Source organism: Blastococcus sp. SYSU D00868, from assembly GCF_054050575.1.
On sequence record NZ_JBJGZO010000014.1, the window covers coordinates 36,191 to 55,478 of the forward strand.

The following is a 19,288-nucleotide window of genomic DNA, read 5'->3' on the forward strand; positions in this document are numbered from 1 at the left end:
GGACGTCGGCACCGACGTCCACAATGGCCCCGTGAGCACCGGCCTGCACCGCGCCCTGCCGGTGCCCGACGGGCTCGAGGGCCAGCGGGTCGACCAGGCCCTGTCCCGGCTGTTCGGCCTGACCCGCACCGCGGCCGCGGAGCTGGCCGATGCGGGCGCCGTCGTCGTGGACGGGCGGGTGCGCGGCAAGGGCGACCGGCTGGCCGGCGGCAGCTGGCTGGAGGTCGAGCTGCCCCCGCCGCCCGGCGAGCCGGCCGCGCCGCAGCCGGTCGCCGGGCTGACCGTCGTGCACGACGACGACGACCTCGTGGTGGTCGACAAGCCGGTCGGCGTGGCCGCCCACCCCAGCCCGGGGTGGGAGGGGCCCACCGTGGTCGGCGGGCTGGCCGCCGCCGGCTACCGGGTCTCCACCTCCGGGGCGGCCGAGCGGCAGGGCGTCGTCCACCGCCTGGACGCCGCGACCACCGGCCTGATGGTCGTGGCCAAGAGCGAGCGGGCCTACACCGCGCTCAAGGCGGCGTTCAAGGAGCGGACGGTCGACAAGGGCTACCACGCGCTGGTGCAGGGCCACCCCGACCCGTCCCGCGGCACCATCGACGCCCCGATCGACCGGCACCCGAGGCACGACTGGAAGTTCGCCGTCGTCACCGGCGGCCGGCCGTCGGTGACCCACTACGAGGTCGTCGAGGCCTTCCCGGCCGCCAGCCTGGTCGACGTCCACCTGGAGACCGGCCGCACGCACCAGATCCGCGTGCACTTCTCCGCGCTGCGCCACCCCTGTGTCGGCGACCCCCTGTACGGCGCCGACCCGACCCTGGCCGCCCGGCTGGGCGTGCAGCGGCAGTGGCTGCACGCCGTCCGGCTGGGCTTCGAGCACCCCGCCGACGGCCGCTGGGTGGAGTTCACCAGCGACTACCCGCCCGACCTCGCCGGCGCGCTGGCGATCCTGCGGTCCGAGGCCTGAGGCCTGAGGGGGGATCGGGGCGTGGACGGGCTGCCGACGACACTCGCCGACTACGGCCCCGCGGCCCTGTCGGCCGTCGTCGTCGCGGGCTACCTGGTGCTCGGCGAGCCGGTGGTCGGCGCGGTGCTGCACCGCCGCTTCGAGGGCCGGCTGCGCACCGACGCCGGCGCCCGCCGCTCCTTCTACCGGCGGCTGCTGGTCCTGGAGTGGGGCCTGGCGCTGCTGGCGCTGGTGATCTGGCTGTCCGCGCCGGACGTCGACGCCGCCGCCGTCGGGCTGGCCTGGCCGGAGTCCTGGCCCGGCCCGCTGGCCGGCGGCCTGGCGCTGCTGGTGGTGGTGTTCGTCCTGGCCTCCACCCGGGCGCTGCGCGGCGGCGCGCTCGCCCGGCTGCCCGCCCCGGAGGGCGACGGCCGGCACGCCGAGCTGCCGGTGCACGCCACGCTCGCCCTGCTGCCGCGCACCCGCGGGGAGCGGCGGCTGTTCACCGTCGTCGGCGTGACCGCCGGCGTCTGCGAGGAGTGGCTGTACCGGGGGTTCTTCCTGGCCGTCGTGTCCGCGGTGGCCGGCGGCCTGCCGACGGCGGCGCTGGTGGCCGTCGCCGCGGTCGCCTTCGGGCTGGCGCACGCCTACCAGGGCGTGGCCGGGGTGGTGACCACCGGCGTGCTCGGCGCGGTGATGGCCGGCCTGTACGTCGACACCGGCAGCCTGCTGCTGCCCGTGCTGCTGCACGCGCTGGTCGACCTGCGCTTCCTGGCCGTCCCCGCCCGGGCGCTGCCCCCGCTGGGGGCCCGGTGAGCGCCGCCGTCGCCGGGCCGGGGGACTGGCCCGAGCTGGTGGCGCTGCGCACCCGGGTCTTCGTCGAGGAGTAGGGCGTCCCGCCCGAGCTGGAGCAGGACGCCACCGACGCCGTGGCGGTGCACGCGGTCGGCCGCGACGCCGCCGGCCGCGTCGTCGCCACCGGGCGGCTGTTCGAGCGCGACGGCCGCGGCGTCATCGGCCGGATGGCCGTGGACGCCGGCGTCCGCGGCGGCGGCCACGGCGCCGACGTGCTCGCCGTGCTGCACCGGGAGGCGCGGCGGCTGGGGCTCGCGGAGGTGGAGCTGCACGCGCAGCTGTCCGCCCGCGGGTTCTACGAGCGGGCCGGCTACGCCGCGGTCGGCGAGGAGTACGAGGAGGCCGGCATCCGGCACGTCACCATGCGCCGGCGCCTCGACGACCCGGCGGCGGACCGTCCCGGGGCGTGAGCACGGCCTCGCCGACACCGAACTGTCGGTGCTTCGGAGTAGACCTCCTCGGTGCGAGGATCAGGGTTCCCGCCGCCCCGACCCCGCACCGCCGGTCTTCCCCACCGGTCGCCCGCCGGCCCGCCGACGGTCGGGCACGCACGACCACGAGGAGCACGACCGAACCGTGAGCAGCGACTCCTTCGTCCACCTGCACGTCCACACCGAGTACTCGATGCTGGACGGCGCGGCGAAGCTGCCCGAGGTGACCAAGGCAGCCGCCGAGCAGGGGATGCCGGCGCTGGCGATGACCGACCACGGGAACGTGTTCGGCGCCTACGACTTCTACAAGCAGGCGAAGTCGGCCGGGGTGAAGCCGATCATCGGCATGGAGGGCTACTACACGCCGGGGTCGCGCTTCGACCGGGCGCCGTACGACTTCGGCGACAACCTCATCGACGAGGAGGGCGACGGCGGGTCGAACCGGGGCAAGGCGGCGTACACGCACATGACGCTGCTGGCCCGGACCACGGAGGGGATGCACAACCTCTTCCGGATCTCCTCGCTGGCCAGCCTCGAGGGCCAGTACCGCAAGCCGCGCTTCGACCGCGACCTGCTGGAGCGGTACGGCAAGGGCCTGATCGCCACGACCGGCTGCCCGTCGGGCGAGGTCAACATGTGGCTGCGCGCCGGCAAGGAGGACAGGGCCCGCCAGGCCGCGGCCGACTTCCAGGACATCTTCGGCAAGGAGAACTTCTACGCCGAGCTGATGGACCACGGGCTGGCCATCGAGAAGAAGACCCGCCCGGCGCTCATGCGGATCGCGAAGGACCTCGGCATCCCGCTGCTGGCCACCAACGACCTGCACTACACGCACAAGGAGGACGCGGAGGCGCACGACGCGCTCCTGTGCATCCAGACCGGGTCGCGGCTCAACGAGACCAACCGCTTCCGGTTCAACGGCGACGGCTACTACCTCAAGAGCGCCGCGGAGATGCGCGCGCTGTTCGAGGGCGACCTGCGCTCCGCCTGCGACAACACCCTGCTGGTGGCCGAGCAGTGCGAGGTGGAGTTCACCGAGGGCGCCGACCTCATGCCGCGCTTCCCGCTGCCGCCGGGGGAGGACGAGACCTCCTGGTTCGTCAAGGAGGTCGAGCGCGGGCTGCACAAGCGCTACCCGGGCGGCATCCCCGACCACGTGCGCAAGCAGGCCGACTACGAGGTCGGGATCATCACGCAGATGGGCTTCCCGGGGTACTTCCTCGTGGTCGCCGACTTCATCAACTGGGCCAAGGACAACGGCATCCGCGTCGGCCCGGGCCGCGGCTCGGCCGCCGGCTCGCTGGCCGCCTACGCCATGGGCATCACCGACCTCGACCCGCTCGCGCACGGCCTGATCTTCGAGCGCTTCCTCAACCCCGAGCGCGTCTCGATGCCCGACGTCGACATCGACTTCGACGACCGCCGCCGCGGCGAGGTCATCCAGTACGTCTCGCGCAAGTACGGCGAGGAGCGGGTCAGCCAGATCGTCACCTACGGCACCATCAAGGCCAAGGCCGCGATCAAGGACGCCGCCCGCGTGCTCGACCGCCCCTTCTCGGTCGGCGACGAGCTGACCAAGCTCATGCCGCCGGACGTGATGGGCAAGGGCATCCCGCTGTCGGGGGTCTTCGACCCGGCCCACCCGCGCTACAAGGAGGCCGCGGAGTTCCGCGCCCGCTACGAGTCCGACCCGGGCGCCGCCGAGGTCGTGGACCAGGCCCGCAAGCTCGAGGGCCTGAAGCGGCAGTGGGGCGTGCACGCCGCCGGGGTCATCATCGGCCGCTACCCGCTGATCGACAGCATCCCGATCATGCGCCGGGAGGCCGACGGCGCGATCATCACGCAGTTCGACTACCCGACCTGCGAGACGCTCGGCCTGCTCAAGATGGACTTCCTGGGCCTGCGCAACCTGACAGTCATCGACGACGCGCTGCGCAACATCGTCGCGAACGGCAAGGAGCCGATCGACCTCGACGAGATCAGCAAGGACCTCACCGACAAGGCCACCTACGACCTGCTGGCCCGCGGGGACACGCTCGGCGTCTTCCAGTTCGACGGCGGGCCGATGCGGTCGCTGCTGCGGCTCATGCGGCCGGACAACTTCGAGGACATCTCGGCCGTCGGCGCGCTCTACCGGCCCGGCCCCATGGGCGCCAACTCGCACACCAACTACGCGCTGCGCAAGAACGGCCAGCAGGAGATCACGCCGATCCACCCCGAGCTGGCCGAGCCGCTCGAGGAGATCCTGGGCGGCACGTACGGCCTGATCGTGTACCAGGAGCAGGTCATGGCGATCGCGCAGAAGGTCGCCGGGTACTCGCTCGGCAAGGCCGACCTGCTGCGCCGCGCGATGGGCAAGAAGAAGAAGTCGGTCCTGGACGCCGAGTTCGTCGGCTTCGAGGCCGGCATGAAGGAGCGCGGCTACTCCGACGCGGCGATCAAGACCCTGTGGGACATCCTCGTCCCCTTCGCCGACTACGCGTTCAACAAGGCGCACTCCGCGGCGTACGGCCTGGTCTCGTACTGGACGGCGTACCTCAAGGCCAACTACCCGGCCGAGTACATGGCCGGCCTGCTCACCAGCGTCGGCGACGACAAGGACCGGCGGCCGATCTACCTGGCCGAGTGCCGGCGCATGGGCATCAAGGTGCTGCCGCCGGACGTCAACGAGTCGTCGTGGGACTTCGCCGCCGTCGGCACCGACCTCCGCTTCGGCCTGGCGTCGGTGCGCAACGTCGGGACCAACGTCGTCGAGTCGATCGTCCGGGCGCGCGAGGAGAAGGGCGCGTTCAAGGACTTCTCCGACTTCATGCGCAAGATCGACACGGTGGCCTGCAACAAGAAGGTCATCGAGTCCCTGGCCAAGGCCGGCGCGTTCGACTCCCTCGGCCACTCCCGGCAGGGCATCGTCGCGATCCACGCCCAGGCCGTCGACTCCGCGATGGGCCTCAAGCGCAAGGAGGCCGAGGGGCAGTTCGACCTGTTCGGCAGCTTCGGCGACGAGGCCGGCGCGGAGGACCCCTTCGGCGGGGCGCTGGAGATCACCATCCCCACGGCCGACTGGTCGAAGAGCGAGCGGCTCATGTTCGAGCGCGACATGCTCGGCCTCTACGTCTCCGACCACCCGCTGCACGGCGTGGAGCACGTGCTCACCTCGCACGCCGACACCCCGATCGCGGAGATCAACGCCGGGGGAGTGGAGGACGGCGCCAACGTCACGATCGCCGGCATCCTCACCTCGGTCGCCCCGCGCACCAACAAGCAGGGCGCCCCGTGGGCCATCGCCACGCTGGAGGACCTCGAGTCCGGCATCGAGGTGCTGTTCTTCCCCAAGACCTGGGCCGAGGTGTCCGAGCGGGTCGTCCGGGACCAGATCGTCGTGGTCAAGGGCCGGATCAGCCGGCGCGACGACCAGCCGTCGGTGTTCGGGTCCGAGGTCACCGTCCCCGAGCTGACCGAGGGGCCGCGCGGGCCGGTGCTGGTGTCGATGCCGGCGGCCCGGTGCACCCCGCCGGTGGTGGAGCGGCTGCGCGAGGTGCTCGGCAGCCACCCGGGCACGACCGAGGTCCAGCTCAAGCTGATCAACGGCGGCCGCGAGACCGTGCTGCGGCTCGACCAGGGCCTGCGGGTGCGGCCGAGCACGGCGCTGATGGGCGACATCAAGGCGCTGCTCGGGCCGACCAGCGTCGCCCTGCTGTGAGTCCCCGGGGCACGCGTCCGGGCGAGAAGGGTTCACTGGGGGCGTGAGCGACACCGCCGGCCCGGTCCCGGCCGCCGAGGCCGGGCCCGCCCCCGGGCCCCGTCCCGACGCCCCCGCCGACCGGCGGGCCGGTCGCGGCGCCGACCGCCGTGCCGCCGGCGGCCCCGGCCGCCGGGGCGGAACCGCCCGGTGGGGCGGGCTCGCCGAGCTGCGCGCCGACGTGCTGCCGGCGCTGCGGCTGACCGCCGTCCTGGTGCTGACCGGGATCCCGGCCGGGCTGCTGTGGTGGCTGCTGGCGCCGCGGGAGGACTACCGCGTCCTGGCCGACGGCGGCGTCGCGGCGCTCGGCGACACGTCCGCCGAGCTGTTCGCCGCGGACGACGCCGTCTTCGTGCTGGTCATGGCCGGGCTCGGGCTGCTCGCCGGGCTCGCGGGCTGGCTGCTGCGCCGGCGCCGGGGCGTGGCGCTGCTGGCCGCGCTGGCGGCGGGCACCGGCCTGGCCGGCGTGCTCGCCTGGCAGCTGGGCGAGCTGCTGGGGCCCGGGCCCACCCGCGAGCAGCTCACCGACGTCGGCGCCACGGTCACCACCCGGCTGGAGCTGGCGTCGCTGCCCGCGGCCCTCATGGTCGCGCCGTTCGTCGCGGTCCTGGTGTACGTGGTGGCCACCCTGCTGGCCGCGGGCGACGACCTCGGCCGCACCCCGCCCGCCCCGGACGCCCGGGCCGCTCCGGCGGTGTCCGCGCCGCCGCCGGGCCCGGCGCTGCAGGCCGACCCCGCGGAGCGCCGGTTCCTCAGCTGACGCCGCCCGGCTGACGTCGTCCGGCTCAGTTGACGCTGCGGGGCCCCGCGAAGCGCTGCAGCGGCGCGGGCACCGCGCCGATGGTCTCCAGCAGGGTGAGCTCCCGGCGCAGCAGCCGGGACTCCGCGCCGAGCCGCCGCCGGGTCGCCGACTCGGCCAGCAGCGCCTGCCGGTCCTCGGTGGTGAGCAGCGCGGCCGAGGCCACCAGGTAGGACAGCGCCCGCGGGTCGTCGCCGACGGCCTCCATCAGCGCCGCGCTCTCCTCGTCGCTGCTGCCCATGCCCTCGGCGGCCTCCTCGTCGCCGACCCGCAGCGCGGCCACCGCGGCGACGTAGCGGGCGAACAGGTCGCCGACGTTGCGCACCAGCACGTCCATCGAGCCCCGGGCGACGGAGTCGACCAGCTCGTCGAGTCCGGCGGCGGACGCCTCGTCCGGCGGCCCGAGCGGGGCCTCGCCGGGCAGCCCGACCATGCCGTCGGCGTCGCCGGCGGCCTCCTCGGCGGCCTCCTCGTCGGCCAGCCACTCCACCTCGGCGCGCAGGTACGGCGGATCCTCGGCGACCAGGACGTCGAGCAGCCGGAACCGGTCGCCGCCGACGGTGACGATGGCGAACCCGCCGTCGGACAGCGGGCGGACCGACTGCAGCTTGGCGGTGCAGCCGACGTCGTAGAGCGCCTCCGCGGGCGCCACCTGCTCGACCTCCCAGCCCTGCCGGATCGCGACGACCCCGAAGAAGCCGGGCTGCTGCTCCTCGGCGCGCCGCACGAGCAGGTCGCGCATCAGCCGGCGGTAGCGCGGCTCGAACACGCGCAGGGGCAGGACGACGCCGGGGAACAGGGGCGTCCCCAGCGGGAAGAGCGGGATGACCTGGCCCACGCGGCGAGCCTAGGGCCCCGGCACCGGGCGACCGGCGGCAGGCGGCGCGCCGGGCCGGGCCGGTGCGCCGGGCCGGTGCGCCCGGGCGGGCCCCGGGCGCGGCCGGGCGATCGCGGGGCGGCCCGGGGGGCGCGGCTACCCTGGGAGGTCGCCGTCCCCCGCGCGCCGTCCTGCCCCGGCGCGTCCCGCCCCGCCGCCGTCCCGGAGGTCCGTCCGTGCTCAGCCGCATCGACCTGCGCGGGTCCGCGCTCCCCGGGGTGCGCGAGCTCTCCGGGCTGCTGCCCCGCGCCGCCACCGACATCGACTCGGTGCTGACCACGGTCCGCCCGCTGTGCGAGGACGTCCGGGTGCGCGGCGCCCAGGCGGTCCGCGAGATCACCGCCCGCCTGGACGGCGTGGACCTCGAGGACTTCGCGGTGCCGCCGCAGGCGATCACCGACGCGCTGGCCACGATCGACCCCGCCGTGCGCGCGGCCCTGGAGGAGGCGATCGCCCGCGTGCGGCGGGTGCACGCCGACCAGGCCCGCTCCGACGTCACCACCCAGGTGGTCCGCGGCGGCACCGTCACCGAGCGCTGGGTGCCCGTCCGGCGGGTGGGGCTCTACGTGCCCGGCGGGCTGGCGCCGCTGCTGTCCAGCGTGGTCATGAACGTCGTCCCGGCGCAGATCGCCGGCGTCGAGTCCATCGCCGTGGCCTCCCCGCCGCAGCGGGACAACGGCGGCCTGCCCGACCCCGGCGTGCTCGCCGCCTGCGCCCTGCTCGGGGTGACCGAGGTGTACGCCGTCGGCGGCGCGCAGGCGATCGCCGTGTTCGGCTACGGCGCCGGCTCCTGCGAGCCGGTCGACATGGTCACCGGCCCCGGCAACGTCTACGTGACGGCGGCCAAGCGGCTGCTGCGCGGGCTGATCGGCATCGACTCCGAGGCCGGCCCCACCGAGGTCGCGATCCTCGCCGACGAGACGGCCGACCCGGTGCACGTGGCCGCCGACCTGATCAGCCAGGCCGAGCACGACCCGCTGGCCGGCGCCGTGCTGGTCACCGACAGCGAGGAGCTGGCCGACGCCGTCCTCGGGCTCGTCCCCGGCCAGGTGGCGGCCACCAAGCACTCCGACCGGATCACCACGGCGCTGGACGGCAGCCAGTCCGGCATCGTGCTGGTCGACGACGTCGAGGCCGGCCTGCGCGTGGTGGACGCCTACGCCGCCGAGCACCTGGAGATCCAGACCCGCGACGCGCGCGAGGTGGCGCTGCGGGTGCGCAACGCCGGAGCGATCTTCGTCGGCGCGTACTCGCCGGTGAGCCTCGGCGACTACTGCGCCGGCTCCAACCACGTGCTGCCCACCGGCGGCTGCGCCCGGCACTCCAGCGGCCTGTCGGTGCAGTCGTTCCTGCGCGGCATCCACGTCGTCGAGTACGACGAGCAGGCGCTGGCCGAGGTGGGCGGCCACATCGACGCCCTGGCCGGCGCCGAGGACCTGCCGGCGCACGCGGCCGCGGTGCGCGCCCGCCAGCGCGCATGACGGCCACCGCCCGCACGTCCCTGGACGAGCTGCCGCTGCGGCCGGAGCTGCGCGGGAAGACCCCCTACGGCGCGCCGCAGCTGCGGGTCACCCACCGGCTCAACACCAACGAGAACCCCTACCCGCTGCCCCCGGAGCTGCTCGCCGACCTCGGCGCGGCCCTGGCGGAGGCCTCGGTGGAGCTCAACCGCTACCCCGACCGGGACGCCGTGGCGCTGCGCACCGACCTGGCGGCGTACCTGACCCGCACCGCCGGCGAGCAGGTGACCCCGGACCAGGTGTGGGCGGCCAACGGGTCCAACGAGGTGCTGCAGCAGGTGCTGCAGGCCTTCGGCGGCGCGGGCCGGACGGCGCTGGGCTTCACGCCGTCCTACTCGATGCACCCGATCATCTCCGCGGGCACCGGCACCGCCTGGGTCGACGGGCACCGCCGCGCCGACTTCACCATCGACGCCGACGTCGCCGCCGCGCAGGTCCGCGAGGTGGCGCCCGACGTCGTCTTCGTCACCAGCCCGAACAACCCGACCGGCACGGCGGTCGAGCCGGCGACGGTCGAGGCCCTCTACGACGCGACCCCCGGCGTCCTGGTCGTGGACGAGGCGTACGCCGAGTTCGCCCGCCCCGGCACGCCGTCGGCGCTGAGCCTGCTGCCCGGCCGGCCGCGGCTGATCGTGAGCCGCACGATGAGCAAGGCGTTCGGCATGGCCGGGCTGCGGCTGGGCTACCTGGCCGCCGACCCCGCCGTCGTCGACGCGCTGCAGCTGGTCCGCCTGCCCTACCACCTGTCCGCGCTCACCCAGGCCGCCGCCCGGGCCGCGCTCGCGCACACCGACGCGCTGCTGGCCACCGTCGACGCGGTCAAGGCCGAGCGGGACCGGATCGTCGCCGCGCTGCCCGGGCTCGGCCTGACCAGCGTGCCCAGCGACGCCAACTTCGTGCTGTTCGGCCGGTTCGCCGACGCGCACGCCGCGTGGCGGGCGCTGCTGGACGCCGACGTGCTCGTGCGCGACGTCGGCATCCCGGGGTGGCTGCGGGTCACCGCCGGCACCCCCGCCGAGACCGAGGCCTTCCTCACCGCCCTGGGTGAGGTGGCACCCGCCCACCGCCTGGGAGACTGACAGCCATGAGCCGCAGCGCACGCGTCGAGCGCGCCACCAGCGAGACCAAGCTCGTCGTCGAGCTCGACCTCGACGGCACCGGGTCGAGCTCGATCAGCACCGGCGTCGGCTTCTACGACCACATGCTCACCGCGCTGAGCAAGCACAGCGGCATCGACCTCACCGTGCGCGCCGAGGGCGACCTGCACATCGACGCCCACCACACGGTGGAGGACGTCGCCATCGCGCTGGGCCAGGCGTTCGCCGAGGCCCTGGGCGACAAGCGGGGCATCACCCGCTACGGCGACGCCACCATCCCGATGGACGAGGTGCTGGTGCAGGCCGCCGTCGACCTCTCCGGCCGGCCCTACTTCGTGCACGCCGAGCCCGAGAACATGACGCCGATGATCGGGCCGGACTACCCGACGTCGCTGACGAAGCACGTGCTGGAGACGTTCGCGTTCAACGCCCGGATCACCCTGCACGTGCGGGTGCTGTACGCCGGCCGCGACGCCCACCACATCGTCGAGGGCCAGTTCAAGGCGCTCGCCCGGGCGCTGCGCACCGCGGTCGCGCTCGACGCGCGGACCAGCGGCGTGCCCTCCACCAAGGGCGCCCTGTAACCCGTGGGGTTCGGTCTGGCGCTGCTGCTGGTCGGCGGGTTCCTGCTCGGCGGCGTCTGGAGCGTCTGGAAGTCCGAGCCGGCCGGCGGGGGCCGCAGCGCCGGTCAGGTCGCCGGCGCCGCCGTCCTGCTCGTCGCGGCCGCCCTGGCCACCGCCGCCGGCATCCTCTGGATGGTGGGTGACTGAGGAGCGGTTCTGGACGTCGTCCCGGCCGACCCGACCATGGCCGCCGTCCTCGACCGGGCGCCGGCGCTGGGCGTCGCGGATCGGTGGCTGACCGCGGGCCTGCTGATGCAGACGACCTGTTCGCCGGCCTGGCCGTGCCCGTCGAGATCCGCAACGAGGCGCGGGTGCACCTCTGGTACGCCGACCGCTCCGGCGTCCCCGCCCCGCCGTTCCGCGACTGCGACGACGCGACTGCGCCGACGCGACTGCGCCGACGCGACCGACCACGTCGCCGCCGTCTGCTGCTGCCCCGGCGTCACGGTCGGGGACGGCGGCCGCCCGTGGGTCTACGCGCCGGAGAGGACCCCGTCCTCCTCATCCCTCGCGAGCTCGGGACGAGCCTCGGGACGGGGCCGGATCCAGGCGCGGCGGTGGTCCTCGGTGTGGCCGGAGCTGACCGTCCTGCCGTGGGACGGCTGACACCGGGAATCCCGGCGGGCCCCCGGTCGCTGGTCAGTACCGTGGCAGGCGTGAACAAGAAGGTCGTCGTCTTCGACTACGGGTCGGGCAACCTGCGCTCGGCCGAGCGGGCGCTGGCCCGGGTGGGCGCCGAGGTGACCGTGACGGCCGACGCGCACGCGGCCCTCGAGGCCGACGGCCTGGTCGTCCCCGGCGTCGGCGCGTTCGCCGCCTGCATGGACGGGCTGCGCGCGGTCGACGGCCCCCGGGTGATCGGCCGCCGGCTGGCCGGCGGGCGCCCCGTGCTCGGCGTCTGCGTCGGCATGCAGATCCTGTTCGAGAAGGGCGTCGAGCACGGCCACGACGCGGAGGGCTGCGGCGAGTGGCCCGGCGTCGTGGAGCCGCTGCAGGCGCCGGTGCTGCCGCACATGGGCTGGAACACCGTCGAGGCGCCCGAGGGCTCGGTGCTCTTCGACGGGCTGGCCGACCAGCGCTTCTACTTCGTGCACTCCTACGGCGTCCGCGACTTCACCCTCGGCCAGGACGGCGTGCCGTCGCGGCTGCGCCCGCCGCTGGTGACCTGGGCCCAGCACGGCGACCGGTTCGTGGCCGGCGTCGAGAACGGCGCCCTGTCGGCCACCCAGTTCCACCCCGAGAAGAGCGGCGACGCCGGCGCGCAGCTGCTCACCAACTGGGTCAACACCCTCTGACGGCGCCGCGGCCGTCAGCCGCCGGGGGAGGGGTCGAGCCGGACGAGTGCCCGGTCCTGGTACGCGGTGGCCCACAGCGCCCCCGCGGCCACGAGCACGTCCCCGCCCGCCGTGGCCTCGTCCCACGAGTAGCCGGCCACCGGCCGACCGTCGGCGGCGTCGAGCGCGACCAGGAAGTGCTCCGCGTTGCGCACCCACACCCGGTCGTCGGCCACGGCCAGGCCGCCGTCCTGGCCGGTGCCGAACCCCGCGGTGACGAGCACCGATCCGCTCTCCGGGTCGATGCGCGTGGTCGTCGACCCGCCGCTGACCCACACCTGGTCGGTCACGGCGGCCACCATCGGCCGTCCCAGCCCGTCGACGCGGCGGTCGACGGCCGCGGTCCCCGGGTCGACGCGGACCGCGGCGCCGTCGACCGCGCTCACCACCCAGAGCCCGGCCTCACCGGCGGCGAGGTCGGTGCCGCGGACGCCGAGCGCCACGGTGGTCGTGGCGGCCCCGGTCGCGGGGTCCAGGCCGAGCAGTGTGCCGCCGTCACCGGTGAGGACCCACAGCAGGCCGGCCGCGGTCGCCAGGTGCCCCTGGCTGTAGGCCTTGTTGACGGGGAAGGTGGCGTCGACCTCGCCGGTCGCGGGGTCGACGCGGGCGATGTCGGTGCCCGAGCACGACCACACGAACCCGAGCCCGGCGCCGATGCCCTGGCACACGTCCCCGCCGACCGCGACGGTGGCCTCGGTCTCCCCGGTCTCCGGGTCCAGCAGCAGGACCTCACCGCCGTCCAGGCGCACCCACACCGCCTCCCCGTCGGTGGCCAGCCAGTCGGGGCTGGGCAGGGTGACGACGGCGTCGTCGGGCACCTCGTGCACGGGGAACCCGGCGGGGGCGGTGGTCACCGCCGCGGCGGGGCTCCCACCGGCGCTCGTCCCGGTCCCCCCGTCGTCGCCTCCGCAGGCAGCGACGACGAGGCAGCCGCAGACGGCCAGGACGGGCGGACGGCAGCGCATGGCACCCCCCGGCGACGTGCTCGCGGGCCGCGCCAGTGTCCCGGCCGGACGCCGCCGGCGCCCAGGGTCCAAGGGCGGCGGCCGCCCCGGGCGGCGATCCCGGCCCAGCACGGCGCGCGGTCCCTGCCGCACCTAGGGTGACCGGCGTCCCCAGGTCGTCGCCCGTGAGGAGCCCCGTGCCCGCGACCCGCAGCGAGTCGTCGGCGGCTCCCGCACGCTCCCGCCTGCCGGGGCTGCTGGTCCTCGGCCTCCTCGCCGGGCTCACCGCCTGGAGCGTGCTCGCCCTGCAGCCGCCGGACCCGGCCGGCGCCGACGCCCCCGCCGGCTCGTTCAGCGCCACCCGCGCGTTCGAGCACGTCGAGTGGATCGCGGCGGAGACCCACGTGACCGGCAGCGCCGCCCAGGACCGGGTGGTCGACCGGCTGCTCGCGACGCTCACCGACCTCGGTCTCGACGCCCGCGTGCAGGAGGGGGTGGGCACCTACCAGTCCGAGGCGGGCGTCGCGGAGATGGCCGCGGTCCGCAACGTCGTCGCCGTGCTGCCCGGCACCGACCCGACCGGGCGGCTGTTCCTGATGGCGCACTCGGACTCGGTGGAGACCGGCCCCGGCGCCAGCGACGACGCCGGCGGGGTCGCCGCCCTGCTGGAGACCGTCCGCGCCCTGCAGGAGGGGCCGGCGCCGCGCAACGACGTCGTCGTGGTCGTCACCGACGCCGAGGAGGCCTGCCTGTGCGGCGCCGAGGCGTTCGCCTCGGCAGACCCGCTGGCCGCCGACGGCGGGGTGGTGCTCAACCTGGAGGCGCGCGGGACCACCGGGCCTCCGGTCATGTTCGAGACGTCGCTGGGCAACGCCGGGCTGGCCGCGCGCTTCGCCGCCGCCGCGCCGCACCCGGTGGCCAGCAGCTTCGCCGTCGAGGTCTACCGCGCGCTGCCCAACGACACCGACTTCAGCGTGCTGCTCGACGACGGGGACTTCGCCGGGCTGAACACCGCCCACATCGACGGCGCCGCCGGCTACCACACCCCGCAGGACACCCCCGAGCGGCTGGACCGCGCCACTCTGCAGGCGCTCGGCGACAACACCCTCGCCCTCACCCGGGAGCTGGGCGGCGCGGACCTCGGCGGGCTGACCGCCACCGACGGCGGCGACGCCACCTACTTCCCGCTGCTCGGCGGGCTCGTGCGCTACCCCGGCCGGCTCGTGTGGCCGCTGGCCACCGCCGCCCTCGCGGCCGTCGGCGCGCTGGCCTGGGCGGCCCGGCGCCGCGGCGTCGCCCCGCTGCGGCGGACGGCGGCCGGCGCGCTGCTCGCCGTCGTCCCGCTGGTGCTGGCGCCGGCGGCGGTGCAGGGCCTGTGGGCGTTGCTCGTACTGGTCCGGCCGGACTACGGCTCGATGCTCGACCCGTGGCGGCCGGGCTGGTACCGGCTGGCCGCGGTCGCGCTCGTCGCCGCGGTGGTGCTGGCCTGGTTCGTGCTGCTGCGCCGGCGGATCGGGACGACGGCGCTGGTCACCGGCGCGCTCGGGCTGCTGGCCGCGCTCGCCGCCGTCCTGGCCGCCGTCGCGCCGGGCGGGTCGTACCTGGCCGCGGTGCCGGTGCTGGCGGGCGCGCTCGCGGGGCTCGTCGCGCTGCTCCGCCCCACGCCGGCGGTGCGGGCCGGGGCCGCGCTGGCGGCCGGTGCGGTCGCCGTCGTCGTCCTCGCCCCGACGGTCGCCCTGTTCTTCCCGGCGCTCGGCCTGTCCGGGGGCGCCGCGCCCGCCGTGGTCGCCACCCTGCTGGCGCTGGCCCTGCTTCCGGCGTTCGACGCGGTCGCCCCGGGCCCGGGGGCGCGCCGCCGCGGCCCCGCGCTGCTGCCCGGGGGAGCGGCGCTGCTCGCGGTCGCCTGCACCGCCACCGGCCTGGCCGTCGACCGCTTCGACGCCGACCACCCGGTGCCCAGCCAGCTGGTGTACGCGATGGAGGCCGACACCGGCGAGGCGTGGTGGGCCAGCACCGAGGACGACCCCGGCTCCTACACCGCCCGCTACGTCGACGGCCGCGAGGTGCTGCCGCACGACTACCCGTACCTGGCCGGGCTGGAGGTCGCCACCGGCCCGGCCGAGGTCGCGGACCTGCCGCCCGCGACCGTGGAGACCGTCGCCGACCGGACCGAGGGCGACCGGCGGACGGTCACCGTCCGGGTCACCCCGCAGCGGCCGGTGCGGCTGGTCGTGCTCGACCTCGACGCCGACGGCGGGCGGCTGGTCGCGGCCGAGGCGGAGGGCCGCGACGTCCCCGCCGACGCGCTCGGCGGGGACCGGCTGTGGATCACCTTCCACGCACCCCCGGCCGGCGGCGTGGAGGCGACGTTCGTGGTCGAGGGCGGCGGCGAGCTCGCCCTGCGCACCGTCGACGGCAGCGACGGACTGACCGGGCTGCCCGGCTTCGAGCCGCGGCCCGCGGGCGTGGACGCGGCCGGCTCGCACAGCTCGGACCTGGTCGTGGTCGGGGCGACGACGCCGCTGGGCTGAGCCCCGCGGGTCACCAGCGGCCGCGGTGCACGACCTCGTCGACGCCCCGCCGGCCGCGGCGCAGGGACGGCGACCGGCGGTCCCCGTCCCCGGGGTGGCCGACCGCGACCACCCCGACCGGGCGGTACGCCTCCGGGACGCCGAACGCCGACCGCAGCGCGCCGACCCGGTCCGCCGGCACGCCGAAGAAGCAGGCCCCGAGCCCCTCGTCGACGGCGGTGAGCAGCATCAGCAGCGCCGCCATGCCGGTGTCGACGTCCCAGTAGGGGACCGGCCAGCGGGCCTCGTCCCGGTCGGTCCAGCCCTTGTCCGGCTCGGCGTACCGGTCCAGGTAGGCGTCCTTGCAGCTGAACGGCACCACGAGCAGCGGCGCGCGGCGCATCCGGGTGAGCCAGCCGTCGGGCGTGCCGCCGTCGGTCGTGGCCGCCCAGAACGCCGCCCGCTCCTCCTCGGTGTCCAGCACGAGGAACGCCCAGCCCTGGCTGAATCCCGCCGACGGCGCCCGGATCGCGTGCGCCAGCAGCCGCTCGCGCACCTCGGGCGGCACCGGCCGGTCGGGGTCGTAGTCGCGGACCATGCGGCGGCGGCGGACGACCTCGGCGAACTCCACGGCAGCACTCCCTACACCCTCCCGCCCGGCGCGGGCCCGCCGCCCTGCCCCGGGCGGCCCGGCGCGGGATGGCGAGACTGCGGGGACACCCCATCTCACCGACGGAGGACGACGGACATGGCAGGACGGGTAGCGGGCAAGGTCGCGTTCATCACCGGCGCGGGCCGCGGTCAGGGACGGGCGCACGCGCTGCGGCTGGCGGGGGAGGGCGCCGACGTCATCGCGCTGGACGTCGCGGGCCCGCTGCCCGGCATCCGCTACCAGCAGCCGACGCAGGAGGACCTGGACGAGACCGTGCGCCGGGTCGAGGCCCTGGACCGGCGGATCGTGCCGGTGGTGGCCGACGTCCGCGACCTCGAGGGGATGCGCACCCAGGTCGACGCGGCGGTGGCCGAGCTCGGCGGGCTGGACGTCGTCGTCGCCAACGCGGGCATCTGCACCCCCACCGCGTGGGACTCGGTCACCCCGCAGCAGTTCCAGGACACGATGGACATCAACGTCACCGGCGTCTGGAACACCGTGATGGTCGGCGCCCCGCACCTGGTGCGCCGCGGCGGCGGCTCGATCGTCATCACCAGCTCGGCGGCCGGCCTGAAGGTGCAGCCGTTCATGGTCCACTACACGACCAGCAAGTTCGCCGTCCGCGGCATGGCCAAGGCGTTCGCCGCCGAGCTGGCCCGCCACTCGATCCGGGTCAACAGCGTGCACCCGACCGGCGTGGCCACCCCGATGGGCACCGGCGACATGCAGGCGGTGCTCGGCGAGGCCATGGCCGCCGACCAGCGGCTGGGCGCGATGTTCATGAACATGCTGCCGGTCGACACCACCCAGCCGGAGGACGTCGCCGACGCCGTGCTGTTCCTCGCGTCGGACGAGAGCCGGTTCGTCACGGCGCACGAGCTGGCGGTGGACGCGGGCGTCACCCAGATGTAGCCGCGGGGACGTCGACGGCGGAGATCTAGGCTGCACGCCGTGCCGAAGCTGCAGCTGCTCCCCGCCGTCGACGTCGCCGAGGGCCAGGCCGTGCGCCTGGTGCAGGGCGAGGCCGGCAGCGAGACCTCCTACGGCGACCCGCTGGACGCGGCGCTGACCTGGCAGCGCGACGGCGCCGAGTGGGTGCACCTGGTCGACCTCGACGCCGCCTTCGGCCGCGGCAGCAACCGCGAGCTGCTGGCCCGCGTGGTCGGCGAGCTCGACGTGGACGTGGAGCTGTCCGGCGGCATCCGGGACGACGAGTCCCTGGCCGCCGCCCTGGCCACCGGCTGCCGCCGGGTCAACCTGGGCACCGCCGCGCTGGAGTCGCCCGAGTGGTGCGCCCGCGCGATCGCCGAGCACGGCGACCGGATCGCCGTCGGCCTCGACGTGCGCGGCACCCGGCTGGCCGCCCGCGGCTGGACCCGCGAGGGCGGCGAGCTGTACGAGACCCTCGCCCGGCTGGACGCCGAGGGCTGCGCCCGCTACGTGGTCACCGACATCACCAAGGACGGCACCCTGCGCGGGCCCAACCTCGACCTGCTGCGGGAGGTCTGCGCCGCCACCCCGAAGCCGGTGATCGCCTCCGGCGGGGTCAGCTCGCTCGACGACATCCGCGCGCTGGCCGGCCTCGCCGGCGTCGGCGTCGAGGGCGCGATCGTCGGCAAGGCGCTGTACGCGGGGGCGTTCACGCTGCCCGAGGCGCTGCGGGTCACCGAGGAGGCGGCCGCATGACGGTGCTGAAGCTGGGGTCGGACAACCCCTGGGAGGCGGTGGTCGGCTACAGCCGGATCGTCGTCCGCGGCGACACCGCCTGGGTGAGCGGCACGACGGCGGTCGTCGACGGCGTGGTCGCGCACCCCGGCGACGCGGCCGCGCAGACCCGCCAGGCGCTGGCCACCATCGAGCGGTCGCTGGAGCGGGCCGGGTTCACGCTGGCCGACGTCGTCCGCACCCGGCTGTACGTGACCGACATCGGCCGCTGGGAGGAGGTCGGCCGCGCCCACGGCGAGGTGTTCGGCGACATCCGGCCGGCCGCCACCATGGTCGAGGTCTCGGCGCTGATCGACCCCGCGATGCTGGTCGAGATCGAGGCCGACGCCGTCCGGGAGCCCGCAGCGTGAGCGAGTTCACGAGCTCACCCATGGGCAGGGCGAGCCGGCGAACGCCGCCGACGAGCGCCAGCGAGGAGGTGCAGTGAGCCTGGCCGTGCGGGTGATCCCGTGCCTGGACGTCGACGCCGGCCGGGTGGTCAAGGGCGTCAACTTCGTCGACCTGCGCGACGCCGGCGACCCGGTGGAGATGGCCCGGGTCTACGACGCCGAGGGCGCCGACGAGCTCACCTTCCTCGACATCACCGCCAGCTCCGGGGACCGGGAGACCACCTACGACGTCGTCCGCCGGACCGCGGAGAGCGTGTTCATCCCGCTGACCGTGGGCGGTGGGGTGCGCAGCCCCGACGACGTCGACCGGCTGCTGCGCGCCGGCGCCGACAAGGTCGCCGTCAACACCGCGGCGGTCGCCCGGCCCGAGCTGATCGGCGAGATCGCCGACCGGTTCGGCAACCAGGTGCTGGTGCTCTCCCTGGACGCCCGCCGCTGCGCCGACGGCGCGGTCACCGACTCCGGCTTCGAGATCACCACCCACGGCGGGCGCCGCGGCACCGGCCGCGACGCCGTCGAGTGGGTCGTGCAGGCCGCGGAGCTCGGGGTCGGCGAGGTGCTGCTCAACTCCATGGACGCCGACGGCACGCTGGCCGGCTTCGACCTCGAGCTCATCCGCGCCGTCCGCCGCGAGGTGACCGTGCCGGTCATCGCCAGCGGCGGCGCGGGGGACGTCTCGCACTTCGCCCCGGCGGTCGAGGCGGGCGCCGACGCGGTGCTGGCCGCCAGCGTGTTCCACTTCGGCCGGATGCGGATCGGCGAGGTCAAGGCCGCCCTGGCCGGCGCCGGCGTCCCCGTCCGCGCCGAGGCCGACCACCCCCAGCCCTGAGCGGAGTCGCTCGGTGGCGGA

Annotated in this window: 18 protein-coding genes; 15 read left to right on the forward strand and 3 right to left on the reverse strand. The window is 75.6% G+C overall.

Annotated features, from left to right (window positions below):
• Window positions 1-31: 31 nt before the first annotated feature.
• The 5 genes from ACI79F_RS13555 to ACI79F_RS13575 all read left to right on the forward strand — a co-directional run bounded on the left by ACI79F_RS13555 (window position 32) and on the right by ACI79F_RS13575 (window position 6,728).
• Window positions 32-964 (forward strand): RluA family pseudouridine synthase, encoded by a 933-nt coding sequence (locus ACI79F_RS13555; protein WP_456547127.1) that lies wholly within the window; start codon window positions 32-34, stop codon window positions 962-964.
• Window positions 965-985: 21 nt separating this feature from the next.
• Window positions 986-1,759, forward strand: coding sequence for a CPBP family intramembrane glutamic endopeptidase (locus ACI79F_RS13560; protein WP_456547128.1), 774 nt, complete (start codon window positions 986-988; stop codon window positions 1,757-1,759).
• 113 nt (window positions 1,760-1,872) lie between these two features.
• Entirely contained in the window at window positions 1,873-2,208 is a 336-nt protein-coding gene (locus ACI79F_RS13565) for a GNAT family N-acetyltransferase (protein ID WP_456547129.1), read from the forward strand.
• Window positions 2,209-2,374: 166 nt separating this feature from the next.
• The gene (gene dnaE, locus ACI79F_RS13570) at window positions 2,375-5,929 is read left to right on the forward strand and encodes a DNA polymerase III subunit alpha (protein ID WP_456547130.1); all 3,555 of its coding nucleotides are present in this window, start codon (window positions 2,375-2,377) and stop codon (window positions 5,927-5,929) included.
• A gap of 43 nt (window positions 5,930-5,972) precedes the next feature.
• Window positions 5,973-6,728, forward strand: coding sequence for an LPXTG cell wall anchor domain-containing protein (locus ACI79F_RS13575; RefSeq protein WP_456547131.1), 756 nt, complete (start codon window positions 5,973-5,975; stop codon window positions 6,726-6,728).
• Between the two features lie 25 nt (window positions 6,729-6,753).
• On the opposite strand, the gene ACI79F_RS13580 is transcribed toward ACI79F_RS13575, so the two are convergent.
• Window positions 6,754-7,605 carry an LON peptidase substrate-binding domain-containing protein gene (locus tag ACI79F_RS13580; RefSeq protein WP_456547132.1) on the reverse strand — a complete coding sequence of 284 codons (852 nt, stop codon included), beginning with the start codon at window positions 7,603-7,605 and terminating at the stop codon, window positions 6,754-6,756.
• 215 nt (window positions 7,606-7,820) lie between these two features.
• Here ACI79F_RS13580 and hisD point away from each other — a divergent pair, with 215 nt between their 5' ends.
• The 5 genes from hisD (at window position 7,821) to hisH (ending at window position 12,179) form a co-directional block, all read left to right on the forward strand.
• Window positions 7,821-9,125, forward strand: coding sequence for a histidinol dehydrogenase (gene hisD / locus ACI79F_RS13585; protein WP_456547133.1), 1,305 nt, complete (start codon window positions 7,821-7,823; stop codon window positions 9,123-9,125).
• On the forward strand, window positions 9,122-10,243 hold the full coding sequence (locus ACI79F_RS13590; RefSeq protein ID WP_456547134.1) for a histidinol-phosphate transaminase: 1,122 nt from the start codon (window positions 9,122-9,124) through the stop codon (window positions 10,241-10,243). Before hisD ends, ACI79F_RS13590 begins: the two co-directional genes overlap by 4 nt.
• A 5-nt stretch (window positions 10,244-10,248) precedes the next feature.
• Complete coding sequence (hisB, locus tag ACI79F_RS13595; protein WP_456547135.1) at window positions 10,249-10,845, forward strand: imidazoleglycerol-phosphate dehydratase HisB; 597 nt, start codon at window positions 10,249-10,251, stop codon at window positions 10,843-10,845.
• A 3-nt stretch (window positions 10,846-10,848) separates the two neighbouring features.
• Window positions 10,849-11,031 carry a hypothetical protein gene (locus ACI79F_RS13600; RefSeq protein WP_456547136.1) on the forward strand — a complete coding sequence of 61 codons (183 nt, stop codon included), beginning with the start codon at window positions 10,849-10,851 and terminating at the stop codon, window positions 11,029-11,031.
• A gap of 509 nt (window positions 11,032-11,540) precedes the next feature.
• A complete protein-coding gene (hisH, locus tag ACI79F_RS13605) occupies window positions 11,541-12,179 on the forward strand; it encodes an imidazole glycerol phosphate synthase subunit HisH (protein ID WP_456547137.1) in 639 nt (212 codons plus the stop codon).
• Window positions 12,180-12,193: 14 nt separating this feature from the next.
• On the opposite strand, the gene ACI79F_RS13610 is transcribed toward hisH, so the two are convergent.
• Window positions 12,194-13,072 (reverse strand): outer membrane protein assembly factor BamB family protein, encoded by an 879-nt coding sequence (locus tag ACI79F_RS13610; RefSeq protein WP_456547138.1) that lies wholly within the window; start codon window positions 13,070-13,072, stop codon window positions 12,194-12,196.
• A gap of 287 nt (window positions 13,073-13,359) precedes the next feature.
• Between ACI79F_RS13610 and ACI79F_RS13615 the strand changes: the two genes are divergently transcribed.
• Window positions 13,360-15,693, forward strand: coding sequence for a M20/M25/M40 family metallo-hydrolase (locus tag ACI79F_RS13615; RefSeq protein ID WP_456547139.1), 2,334 nt, complete (start codon window positions 13,360-13,362; stop codon window positions 15,691-15,693).
• A gap of 10 nt (window positions 15,694-15,703) precedes the next feature.
• On the opposite strand, the gene ACI79F_RS13620 is transcribed toward ACI79F_RS13615, so the two are convergent.
• Window positions 15,704-16,303 carry a nitroreductase family protein gene (locus ACI79F_RS13620; protein WP_456547140.1) on the reverse strand — a complete coding sequence of 200 codons (600 nt, stop codon included), beginning with the start codon at window positions 16,301-16,303 and terminating at the stop codon, window positions 15,704-15,706.
• Between the two features lie 117 nt (window positions 16,304-16,420).
• Here ACI79F_RS13620 and ACI79F_RS13625 point away from each other — a divergent pair, with 117 nt between their 5' ends.
• The 4 genes from ACI79F_RS13625 (at window position 16,421) to hisF (ending at window position 19,267) form a co-directional block, all read left to right on the forward strand.
• On the forward strand, window positions 16,421-17,236 hold the full coding sequence (locus ACI79F_RS13625) for a mycofactocin-coupled SDR family oxidoreductase (RefSeq protein WP_456547141.1): 816 nt from the start codon (window positions 16,421-16,423) through the stop codon (window positions 17,234-17,236).
• Window positions 17,237-17,275: 39 nt separating this feature from the next.
• Entirely contained in the window at window positions 17,276-18,010 is a 735-nt protein-coding gene (priA, locus tag ACI79F_RS13630) for a bifunctional 1-(5-phosphoribosyl)-5-((5-phosphoribosylamino)methylideneamino)imidazole-4-carboxamide isomerase/phosphoribosylanthranilate isomerase PriA (protein ID WP_456547142.1), read from the forward strand.
• Window positions 18,007-18,399, forward strand: coding sequence for a RidA family protein (locus tag ACI79F_RS13635; RefSeq protein ID WP_456547143.1), 393 nt, complete (start codon window positions 18,007-18,009; stop codon window positions 18,397-18,399). The genes priA and ACI79F_RS13635 overlap by 4 nt, the downstream gene beginning before the upstream one ends.
• A gap of 73 nt (window positions 18,400-18,472) precedes the next feature.
• On the forward strand, window positions 18,473-19,267 hold the full coding sequence (hisF, locus tag ACI79F_RS13640) for an imidazole glycerol phosphate synthase subunit HisF (protein ID WP_456547144.1): 795 nt from the start codon (window positions 18,473-18,475) through the stop codon (window positions 19,265-19,267).
• The last annotated feature ends 21 nt before the right edge of the window (window positions 19,268-19,288 follow it).